Below are 11,090 nucleotides of genomic sequence, written 5' to 3'. Positions count from 1 at the left end.
ACTGACCCCAAAAAGTGAGAATTTAATAAAAAGACACCTCCATGTGCATTTGATTATATTGTGTCAAATCCAACTTGGAGGTGTTTTTATTTAGTTCTCATTTACGGGGGTCAGTGCCAAAAAACACTTGACTTAATTAATGAAAAGGGTTATACTATGTTCAAGCAAATACTTGAATGATATTGAGGTGAGAATATGATTAACAAAGATACTTGTGAAATTTATTGTTATGACGAAGAAAAGGTCAATCGAATACAAGGGAATTTACAGACAGTAGATATTTCTAGTGTTGCCCAAATGTTAACAGCTATTGCAGATAAAAATAGAGCAAAAATTACCTATGCATTGTGTCAAGATGACGAACTGTGTGTGTGTGATATTGCAAATATTATAGGTGTTACGGTTGCAAATGCCTCTCATCACCTACGAACGCTCCATAAGCAAGGGATTGTTAAGTTTCGAAAAGAGGGAAAACTTGCATTTTATTCATTAGATGATGAGCATATCAGACAAATTATGATGATTGCATTGGCACTTAAGAAAGAGGTGAAGATCAATGTCTAGTGGGAAAGCAAAACAGTTCGAAGAAGAAATGAAAGCCTATCGTGTTCAAGGATTTACTTGTACGAACTGTGCAGCCATTTTTGAAAATAATGTTAAAGAACTTCCCGGTGTTCAGGATGCGAAAGTAAATTTCGGAGCATCTAAAGTTTATGTTAAAGGGACGACAACCATTGAAGAATTAGAAAAAGCAGGAGCATTTGAAAATTTAAAAATTCGAGATGAAAAAGAACAAAGGGTAGAAGGAGAACCTTTTTGGAAGCAGAAAGAAAACATTAAGGTATATATATCAGCTCTTTTACTTGTAGTTAGCTGGTTCTTAGGAGAGCAGTATGGTGAAGAGCATGTTCTACCGACAATTGGTTATGCAGCGTCCATTTTAATCGGTGGATATTCGTTATTTATTAAAGGTCTCAAAAATTTAAGCAGATTAAATTTCGATATGAATACGCTTATGACTATTGCCATTATAGGAGCTGCAATTATTGGTGAATGGGGTGAAGGGGCAACCGTTGTTATCCTATTTGCGATTAGTGAAGCATTAGAGCGTTATTCAATGGATAAAGCACGTCAATCTATTGAATCTTTAATGGATATTGCCCCAAAAGAAGCGTTAATTCGACGAGGCAATGAAGAAATGATGATTCATGTTGATGAGATTCAAGTTGGAGACATCATGATAGTTAAGCCCGGTCAAAAGTTAGCAATGGATGGAATAGTGGTTAAAGGTACATCGACATTAAATCAGGCTGCGATTACAGGTGAAAGTGTTCCAGTAACGAAAATCACAAATGATGAAGTATTTGCAGGAACCTTGAATGAAGAAGGGTTACTTGAGGTTAAAGTAACAAAACGAGTTGAAGATACCACTCTTTCAAAAATCATTCACTTGGTAGAAGAAGCCCAAGCAGAACGGGCCCCCTCTCAAGCGTTTGTCGAGAAATTTGCAAAATACTATACACCAGCTATTGTCATACTAGCTCTTTTAATTGCAGTAGTTCCACCATTATTTGGCGGAGACTGGAGCCAATGGATTTATCAAGGATTAGCTGTATTAGTGGTTGGTTGTCCTTGTGCCTTAGTAGTCTCAACTCCAGTTGCTGTGGTTACAGCAATAGGAAATGCAGCGAAAAATGGTGTATTAATTAAAGGTGGTATCCATTTAGAAGCAGCAGGACACTTAAAAGCGATAGCCTTTGATAAAACAGGAACATTAACCAAAGGGATTCCAGCTGTAACAGACATTGTGACATATGGTAGAAATGAAAATGAATTAATAACCATAACATCAGCCATTGAAAAGGATCGCAGCACCCTCTTGCTTCAGCGATTATGCGAAAAGCAGAAGAAAATGGATTAAAATTCAATGAAGTAACAGTAGAGGATTTTCAATCCATTACAGGTAAAGGCGTTAAAGCCAAAATAAATAATGAAATGTATTATGTGGGAAGTCAAAATCTTTTTGAGGAATTACACGGAAGCATTTCAAGCGATAAAAAAGAAAAAATTGCCGATATGCAAACTCAAGGTAAAACGGTGATGGTGTTAGGAACAGAAAAAGAAATTCTTTCGTTTATTGCCGTAGCCGATGAAATGAGGGAATCGTCTAAAGAAGTTATCGGCAAGTTGAACAATATGGGAATCGAAACAGTGATGCTAACAGGCGATAACCAAAGAACGGCAACAGCCATCGGAAAACAAGTTGGTGTTTCGGATATTAAAGCTGACTTACTTCCAGAAGATAAGCTTAATTTTATTAAAGAACTTCGAGAAAAACATCAAAGTGTGGGGATGGTCGGAGATGGCGTGAATGATGCTCCAGCCCTTGCGGCATCTACCGTTGGTGTAGCAATGGGTGGTGCTGGAACTGATACAGCTCTAGAAACGGCTGACATCGCCTTAATGTCTGATGATTTGAGTAAATTGCCATATACAATAAAATTAAGTCGTAAGGCTTTAGCAATCATCAAGCAAAACATTACCTTCTCTTTGGCGATTAAATTAGTGGCATTACTTTTGGTCATGCCCGGTTGGTTAACACTTTGGATAGCGATATTTGCTGATATGGGAGCAACTTTACTTGTAACATTAAACAGTTTACGCTTATTGAAAATCAAAGAATAGGTTCTAAAATGGTTGTACTGACCCCAAAAAGTTAGACAGAAAATCTAACTTTTTGGGTGTTTTTATTTAATTCTCATTTACGGGGGTCAGTGCCAAAGGTTATGAAGTTTGGGCAAGGAAACATAATATCAAAACAATGGCAGATTCAATAATTAAATTAAGAGAACAAGGCATTAATTCCATTACCCAGCTCGATGATCTAATCAAAAAATCTGCCGATGATAGACAAGATTTGTTAGATAAAATAAAGAACATTGAAACTAAAATGAAGAGTTTATCTCAAGATATGGAAAATATAAATACTATAAATAAGTATCGTGAAATCTATAAATACCACAAGAAAAATCTTGAAGATAAACAATTTGCAGAGGAGTATTATAGCGAACTTCCCGTATATAAAATTGCCGCTAAAGAAATTTTAGAAAACTATAAAAAGCTACCAAAAACAAAAGAAATACTATCAAACTTCGATAAATTGCAAGAAAAAAAGAACAATTTTCTGACCTTGTTCAGTATAGGAAAAACTATGAAAATTATTATGAGATAGAAGGGGAGAGATAAAAAGCTATAAGCGTTCCTTACATTTGTTAAAAATACTTAACACAATTTGTTTACAATAGTAAACTTACTTCGAACATGTTTGTTCACATCTGTAGACAACTAGGGGGAAAGGAGAATGAGCACAATAGAATTTAATACTTATATCACAGATGCAGAAGATATTTTTAACCGTATTTGCAATAAGAAAGTCGGAAATGTAATAAGAAGTATCATTGACGATCATGTTTTAAGCTTCGATGATATAGAACGACTAGAAAAAATATTAGAGATGAAAAATCTTTCGCACTAGAAGAAGTGGATTGCAATTGTCCAGAAGGACAATGCGAATGTCATTTACATCATCATTTAGCATAAGGAGGAATTTAAAATGAATAATGACAACATGGATAAGTTAAAACACGAGCATGGAATCACAGATGAACATGGAGACCATAAGGATAAACATCAAGAACATCATGCTGGGCATGATCACAGTGGGCATGATCACAGCGGGCACAATCACAGCGGGCACAGTGGGCATGACCACAGTGGGCACGGAGGGCATGCCCACCATCATCACGGAAGCTTTAAGGAACTTTTCTTAAAGTCATTGCCACTAGGAATCATTATTATGCTCTTAGTCCCTTTGCATGGATTTGAACTACCATTCCAGTTTACTTTTCCATATTCTGATATTGTAGTAGCTATTTTATCTACTATATTAATTATTTATGGTGGACGTCCATTCTATCAAGGTGCAGTTGACGAATTTAAACAAAAAGAACCTGGAATGATGGCACTCGTTTCTTTAGGTTTAAGTGTTTCATATTCATACAGTATTTATGCTGTGATCATTACCTACGTAACGGGTGAACACGTGATGGACTTTTTCTTTGAATTTGCTTCATTACTATTAATCATGCTATTAGGTCACTGGATTGAGATGAAAGCTATTGGAGAAGCAGGAGACGCACAAGCAGAATTGGCCAAGTTAGTGCCGAAAGATGCTCACGTTGTATTAGAAGACGATTCAATTGAAACACGACCAGTTGCTGACTTAAAGGTAGGTGATTTAATTCGTGTTCAAGCCGGAGAAAATGTGCCAGCAGACGGGATTATCGAGCGTGGCGAATCACGTTTAAATGAAGCTCTTCTAACTGGGGAGTCAAAAGCAGTAAAAAAAGGCCCTGGCGATGAAGTAATCGGAGGCTCAACAAATGGAGAAGGGGTTCTTTATATTAAAGTGAATGAGACAGGTGATCAATCCTTCATCTCTCAAGTTCAGAATTTAATCAGCCAAGCTCAAAGTCAGCCTTCCAGAGCAGAAAATATTGCGCAAAAGGTTGCAGGATGGCTCTTCTATATTGCTGTTATTGTCGCGCTAATTGCTTTTGTAGTGTGGATGATTATTGGAGATATCCCAACGGCAGTTATATTTACTATTACTACATTAGTTATTGCTTGTCCGCACGCATTGGGTCTGGCTATTCCATTAGTAACCGCCCGTAGCACAAGCTTAGGGGCTAGCCGTGGATTACTAGTAAAAGACCGCCAAGCCTTAGAAATAGCTCAAGATGCAGATGTGATCATTTTAGATAAAACGGGTACTTTAACAACTGGTGAATTTAAAGTATTAGATGTAAAACTTCTTAATGACAAATATACAAAAGAGGAAATCATTGCCTTATTGGCAGGTATTGAAGGAGGATCTAGCCACCCAATTGCTCAATCAATTATAAGGTTCGCCGAGCAGCAAGATATACGTCCAGCATCTTTTGATTCGATTGATGTGATTTCCGGTTCTGGAGTAGAGGGTAAAGCAGGTGGGCACCGTTACCAATTAATCAGTCAAAAAGCCTATGGACGTAATCTTGATATGGATATTCCAAAAGGAGCAACTCTTAGTGTCTTAGTAGAAAACGATGATGCCATTGGTGCTGTAGCTTTAGGGGACGAATTAAAACCAACGAGTAAAGAGTTAATTAAAGCTCTTAAAAAGAACAATATTCAACCAATTATGGCAACAGGTGATAATGAAAAAGCGGCTCAAGGCGCAGCAGAAGTTTTAGGGATTGAATATAGATCAAATCAATCTCCACAAGACAAATATGAGTTGGTTAAAACACTTAAAGATGAAGGAAAGAAAGTTATCATGGTAGGTGATGGTGTAAATGATGCTCCTTCTCTTGCCTTAGCAGATGTTGGTATAGCTATAGGTGCTGGAACTCAAGTTGCATTGGATTCAGCTGATGTCATATTGACTCAATCCGATCCAGGAGATATTGAATCATTCATTGAATTAGCACACAAAACAACTCGTAAAATGAAACAAAACCTATTTTGGGGAGCTGGTTATAACTTTATAGCTATCCCTCTAGCTGCAGGAATTTTGGCTCCTATTGGTATCACATTAAGCCCTGCATTAGGAGCAATCCTAATGTCTGTGTCAACAGTCATCGTCGCCATTAATGCGATGTTATTAAGTTTATATCCAAAAAATAACGGTTAACAGATCGAATGATTGAAACTCCTTAAAGTATCAAGATACAATAGTTTTACAGGAGAAAAAGAGATGTAAGTACTGGCTCTTTGTAAAATCGTGTTGGTAGAAGTAGACGATTTTTCTACCAACACGATTTTTAATTTATTACGGTAGCAAACTGGTTTTTACATAAAGTAATTGATAAACCCAATATAGATCAGAAAGAATTACTTGAAGCTACCGCACAATATAGAAAGTCATTGATACCTGACCTAATAATTAAAGGAGTGGGATTGATTCTATCCTTAATTGTCTATCCTCCGATTATGATGTATAGTGTTTTAATTGCGGCATTTTACATCATAACTTTAAAAACACTATCTGAAAAAAGAGTGAATAACTAAAAAATGGTGATCAAAGTTAGGTGTATTATTTTAATGCTTACAGACCTAAACTATTCCCCTATTTCAATTAAACTCATTCATTTTTTTTAAAATAAAAAAGCAGAATGAATTCTGCAAGTGCTTGATATTGCAATATTTTTAATCAAACTGAAACCCAGACTTTCCAAACCAGGTCTTAAGAAAGCTCGTAAAGCATCACAATTTAGTAAACGTTCTTCGAAAGAATGACTATACTTACAAAGAGCACCTTTCGGGGTGTTCTTTTTTTATTGACACCTTGTGGATTTATAATTAGAAATCTCCTTGAAGGGTATCAGGTAAATGAAAAATTCGGCGATCATATCCTATTTCTTCGTGCTTTAGTCTAATACCTATAATGTAAAAAACTCTAGCTATCAGGTAGTTGATAGTTAGAGTTTTTTTCTATTCATATGATTTAATGAGATTAAATAAGGCTTCTACTTCTGATGACAGTGTAGCTGATTTGAGATAAGCATAATAAACTGTAAATGTGATCTGGTCCTCCGGTACTAGAGGGATTTTTATTAAATCATCATCTTCATCAGAAAGTGCGATATCAGCCAGTAAACTAAGGCCAATCCCTTTCTTTAAAAGTTCTTTAATGATGACAATGTCGTCACTCTTAAAGAATATTTCTGCCTTGTTTTGATACTTTTGATTAAGTAGTTCAAAAGCTTTCAGGTGAACAAAGTGTTCATCTAAAAGTATAAAGGATTGATCTACTAAATCTTCAAAAGTGAGGGAAGGAGCAGTAGCAAGAGGATGGTTCTTAGATAAAACGACATACAGTTCTTTATGAAAGAGTTCATGTGTCTCTATTGAAGGATGATTGAGTGGTTCAATCAAGCCGAGTAGGCTTGCATCAAGGTCTCCTTTGAGGAGAAGATTTAATAACTCTACGGAGCCACCGCGGATAGGGCGTACCTTTTTTAAAAAATCGAATTTATTTTTTTCGTTTAAGGCAGCAAAGAGATACTGAATGATAATAGGTGGGAATCCTACAGTAGAGTATTGGGCCAAGGAGCGATTAATTTCTTTGCGAGTAGAAATAACCTCAGGTAAGATCTTTTCTGTATGCTTTAGAAGGATTTGTCCTTGAGGAGTGAGTTTGAAGGAACGATGCGAGGGATCGTGGTGAATCAATTTGCAATTAAAAGATTCCTCTAAGCGCTTGATGGCATAAGAAATAGATGGTTGGCTGACTTTGTGTTGTTTTGCTACTTCCGTATAGGATTGAAGCTGACAGAGGTCATAAAAATATTGTAGATCTTTTAAATTCATATGGGCTCACTTTCATTAGTTGGAGAAGGAAAATAAGTGGAAATCACCAGATAAATAATTTTTATCCGTATCCCACAATTTGACTATACGAGTATTCACCGGTTAAAATGTAAGTGAGTCAGGGATATCAGAGGTTATCTAAGATACTTTCAAAAATGACCAACATCTTTTCTCGTTTATCAATAGGGAGCTGTTTAATCTTCATGTTGATTCTTTTGAGTGAAAGATTATCGGTCTTATCAGAGGTTGATTCAAGGCTATCAAAATTGAAAAATTCCTCTGGGGTCATCTTTAGGGCGACAATCACTTTTTCAAGACTGTGAATGGTCAGATTCACATTTTGGTTTTCAAGTTGATTGATATACTTAAGCCCAAGTCCTGCTTGTTCCGAAAGTTCTTCCTGGCTCATTTTTTTCTGTGTTCGAAAATATTTCACTTTTTGGGAAATATAGTGTTGTAAATAGTTTTTATTCGTCATATAAATAGAATACAAGTTTTGCATGACAAAAAAACATTTTAAAAAATACAAAGTATTGTATAACAAACTTATATAATATTTATTTTAATTCGGATTGCCAATTTGTATGATTAGTTTCTTTTACTCGAAACTTTTAGTAAAGAGTGATCATCGAGAGTTTTATGAGTTCAGAACTTTATAAAATATAACAACTTAAAGTGCCATTAATAATAGTGTTTTAAGTATAAAGAGCTTATTAGAAAATTGTCTTCGTAGACTCATTATAACATATGCGTACACGATAGTATTTTTTAAACAACAAAGTTTTCTAAACAATTCATTTTAAGTGGTATAATAGAAGTAAAAAGGAGGTTGCACTATGACTGCACATGATATTTTAAACAACCCTTTCCTCAATAAAGGTACTGCCTTTACCTTAGAGGAGCGAAAGGAACTAGGTCTTATTGGTTTACTGCCACCGTATGTTCAAACGATCGAAGAACAAGCGGCGCAAACTTATGCACAAATGCAAACAAAAGCCAATGATTTGGAAAAACGTCTTTTCCTAATGGAAATTTTTAATACCAACCGGACTCTTTTCTATTACCTCTTTTCTCAACATTTGGAAGAATTCAATCCAATTGTATATGATCCAACCATTGCAGATACCATTGAAGGCTATAGTGACCTCTTTGTAGACCCCCAATATGCGGGATATCTTGATATCAATCATCCTGAAAATATTGAAGCCACTTTGAAAAATGCTGCTGGGGATCGCGAGATTCGTCTCATTGTTGTAACAGATGCAGAAGGAATCCTTGGAATCGGTGACTGGGGAACAAATGGTGTCGATATTTCTGTTGGGAAATTGATGGTCTACACGGGTGCTGCTGGAATCGATCCTTCTATGGTTCTTCCTTTAGTTATTGATGCAGGGACTAACCGTGAAGAACTTCGTAACAATCCTAATTACTTAGGAAATCGTCACGAACGGGTTCGTGGTGATCGTTACTACGACTTCATTGACCAATTTGTTCAAACAGCAGAACGTCTCTTTCCTAAACTCTACCTTCACTGGGAAGACTTCGGCCGCTCGAATGCTGCCAATATTCTTGAAAAATACCGGAAACAAATTCCAACTTTTAATGATGATATTCAAGGTACAGGAATCGTTACCCTAGGTGGTATCTTTGGTTCGCTGGATATTAGTGGTGAAAAATTAACAGATCAAGTTTATCTCTGCTATGGTGGTGGTACTGCGGGTGCAGGAATTGCCGCTCGTGTTCTTCGTGAAATGGTAAGTGAAGGTCTTTCTGAAGAAGAAGCCTATAAACGTTTCTTTATGGTTGATAAACAAGGTCTTCTCTTTGATGACATGGATGACCTAACTCCTGAACAAAAACCGTTTGCTAAGAAACGTGCTGACTTTAGTAACGCAGACAAGTTGACTGATCTGCTTGAAGTAGTGAAGACTGTGAAGCCAACCATTCTTGTAGGAACTTCGACTCAGCCTAATACCTTCACTAAAGAAATAGTAGAAGCTATGTGTGAAAATACAGAGCGTCCGATGATCTTCCCTTTGTCAAATCCAACCAAACTAGCAGAAGCTAGTGCCAAAGATTTGATTGAATGGTCAGATGGCAAGGCTTTTGTCGCAACAGGAATTCCTGCTGATACGGTTTCTTATAAAGGTGTCGACTATGTGATTGGTCAAGCCAATAATGCCTTGATTTACCCAGGTCTTGGTCTAGGTATGCTGGCTTCTGAAGCAAGTCTTTTGACTGATGAAATGATTGGAGCAGCAGCTCATTCATTGAGTGGTATTGTCAATCCAGGCCAACCAGGAGCTCCTGTCTTGCCACCATTCAAGTATGTAGCAGATGTTTCTATTAAAGTAGCAGAAGCAGTCGCTAAAAAAGCACAAGAGCAAGGTCTGGCGCGTGCTAAGGAAACAGATATGGCCAAAGCAGTTCGTGATTTGAAGTGGTATCCAGAGTATAAATAATTCATTGCTGCTGTCTATCCTTCGCTAGCGACAGATTTGTATGGGCTGTGGACTTAAGTAATTTAGAAAGGATACCTATGTCACTCTTTTTAACCTCGATTACGAGTATCATTCCGATTATCGCTATCATTGTTTTGGGGTATATTCTTCAGGTGAAGGGATGGTTTGGAGATGCCTTTGGACCTAACCTATCTCGTTTGATCATGAATGTAGCCTTGCCAGCGTCAATCTTTGTGTCGGTGATGAAATACCTAACACTAGATAAACTAATCAGTCTTTCTGGAGGTCTCCTTTATACATTTGTGGCCTTTATCTCGGGCTATATCGTAGCTTATATTGCAGTTGTGGTTTTCAAGGTTCGTCCAGGACGGCGAGGAACCATGATGAATACCTTTGTGAATGCCAATACTATTTTTATTGGTTTACCTTTAAACGTTGCTCTTTTTGGGGATCAGGCTCTTCCTTATTTCTTAATTTACTATATCACCAACACGATTTCCACCTGGACATTGGGCGTGTATTTGATGACGAGCGACAGTAAATCGGGTCAAAGCAAGGAGACAAGTAAATTTGACTGGAAGAAATTGCTACCAGCTCCGCTTGTAGGTTTTCTTGTGGCTCTGCTATTTTTGATTCTTCGAATCTCTATTCCAGATTTCGCAACGAATACCTTAACCTATGTTGGAAATATCGTCACTCCCCTATCTCTGATTTATATTGGTATCGTTCTTGCAAAGGCAGGTTTGAAAACTATTACTTTTGATAAAGATACAATTGTCACTTTAGTTGGACGCTTTATCCTAGCTCCTCTAATCATGCTTCTTGTATTGAAGTTCTTTGCACCAAATATGGCGACAGTAGAATTTAAGACCTTTATGATTCAGTCCGCTACACCAGCTTTAGCTGTTCTTCCGATCCTTGCTAATCAGGGAAAAGGAGATGTGGAATTCTCTACGAATGTGGTGACTCTAAGTACGGTTCTATTTATCGTTGTTATTCCAATATTACAAACTTTGTTAGGATAAGAAGGAAGAGATAGGATTGAAAGTTTTGCGTTAAGAAATTGCACTATTTTAGATACATAAATTCTTATTTATTGAAATAGAAATCAGAAGAAACTCTTCGGACGTTTCCTATCAAGCGCTTTTGAGCTTTCCTAAAAGCCAGACTTTTCAAACCAGGATTGAAAAAAGCTCGTAAAGCATCACAATTTAG

The 11,090-nt window shown here is 36.8% G+C and carries 6 protein-coding genes and 4 pseudogenes; 8 read left to right on the top strand and 2 right to left on the bottom strand.

From position 1 onward, the window contains the following. Positions 1-195 precede the first annotated feature (195 nt). The 6 genes and pseudogenes from HMPREF2805_RS04155 to HMPREF2805_RS11615 all read left to right on the top strand — a co-directional run. A complete protein-coding gene (locus HMPREF2805_RS04155) occupies positions 196-564 on the top strand; it encodes an ArsR/SmtB family transcription factor (protein WP_002926021.1) in 369 nt (122 codons plus the stop codon). Further along, positions 557-2,685, top strand: a pseudogene (locus HMPREF2805_RS04150) (heavy metal translocating P-type ATPase). Before HMPREF2805_RS04155 ends, HMPREF2805_RS04150 begins: the two are co-directional and overlap by 8 nt. 88 nt (positions 2,686-2,773) lie before the next feature. Beyond that, a pseudogene (locus tag HMPREF2805_RS04145) lies at positions 2,774-3,246 on the top strand (hypothetical protein); the annotation flags it as partial. A 151-nt stretch (positions 3,247-3,397) separates the two neighbouring features. Next, positions 3,398-3,600, top strand: a pseudogene (locus HMPREF2805_RS10605) (CopY/TcrY family copper transport repressor); the annotation flags it as partial. Positions 3,601-3,613: 13 nt separating this feature from the next. After that, the gene (locus tag HMPREF2805_RS04140; protein ID WP_002926014.1) at positions 3,614-5,734 is read left to right on the top strand and encodes a heavy metal translocating P-type ATPase; all 2,121 of its coding nucleotides are present in this window, start codon (positions 3,614-3,616) and stop codon (positions 5,732-5,734) included. A 140-nt stretch (positions 5,735-5,874) separates the two neighbouring features. Beyond that, a pseudogene (locus HMPREF2805_RS11615) lies at positions 5,875-6,111 on the top strand (hypothetical protein); the annotation flags it as partial. Between the two features lie 423 nt (positions 6,112-6,534). On the opposite strand, the gene HMPREF2805_RS04135 reads toward HMPREF2805_RS11615, so the two are convergent. Together HMPREF2805_RS04135 and HMPREF2805_RS04130 are read right to left on the bottom strand one after the other, a co-directional pair. Beyond that, a complete protein-coding gene (locus HMPREF2805_RS04135) occupies positions 6,535-7,413 on the bottom strand; it encodes a LysR family transcriptional regulator (RefSeq protein ID WP_075231520.1) in 879 nt (292 codons plus the stop codon). A gap of 127 nt (positions 7,414-7,540) precedes the next feature. Next, positions 7,541-7,891 (bottom strand): helix-turn-helix domain-containing protein, encoded by a 351-nt coding sequence (locus HMPREF2805_RS04130; RefSeq protein WP_075228884.1) that lies wholly within the window; start codon positions 7,889-7,891, stop codon positions 7,541-7,543. Between the two features lie 358 nt (positions 7,892-8,249). Between HMPREF2805_RS04130 and HMPREF2805_RS04125 the strand changes: the two genes are divergently transcribed. Together HMPREF2805_RS04125 and HMPREF2805_RS04120 are read left to right on the top strand one after the other, a co-directional pair. Beyond that, positions 8,250-9,875, top strand: a complete 1,626-nt coding sequence (locus HMPREF2805_RS04125; protein ID WP_075231519.1) for a malolactic enzyme — start codon at positions 8,250-8,252, stop codon at positions 9,873-9,875. A gap of 77 nt (positions 9,876-9,952) precedes the next feature. After that, entirely contained in the window at positions 9,953-10,900 is a 948-nt protein-coding gene (locus tag HMPREF2805_RS04120) for an AEC family transporter (protein WP_075231518.1), read from the top strand. The last annotated feature ends 190 nt before the right edge of the window (positions 10,901-11,090 follow it).

Source organism: Streptococcus sp. HMSC034E03 (genome assembly GCF_001811505.1).
GTDB lineage: Bacteria > Bacillota > Bacilli > Lactobacillales > Streptococcaceae > Streptococcus.
Note: the sequence above shows the minus strand (reverse complement) of the source record. Positions and strands in the feature narration are given on the sequence as shown.

What these genes read in the sequence shown, in the direction of transcription:
- HMPREF2805_RS04155 (WP_002926021.1), top strand. Translation starts at nt 196, where the DNA reads ATGATTAACAAAGATACTTGTGAAATTTATTGTTATGACGAAGAAAAG.
- HMPREF2805_RS04140 (WP_002926014.1), top strand. Translation starts at nt 3,614, where the DNA reads ATGAATAATGACAACATGGATAAGTTAAAACACGAGCATGGAATCACA.
- HMPREF2805_RS04135 (WP_075231520.1), bottom strand. Translation starts at nt 7,413, where the DNA reads ATGAATTTAAAAGATCTACAATATTTTTATGACCTCTGTCAGCTTCAA.
- HMPREF2805_RS04130 (WP_075228884.1), bottom strand. Translation starts at nt 7,891, where the DNA reads ATGACGAATAAAAACTATTTACAACACTATATTTCCCAAAAAGTGAAA.
- HMPREF2805_RS04125 (WP_075231519.1), top strand. Translation starts at nt 8,250, where the DNA reads ATGACTGCACATGATATTTTAAACAACCCTTTCCTCAATAAAGGTACT.
- HMPREF2805_RS04120 (WP_075231518.1), top strand. Translation starts at nt 9,953, where the DNA reads ATGTCACTCTTTTTAACCTCGATTACGAGTATCATTCCGATTATCGCT.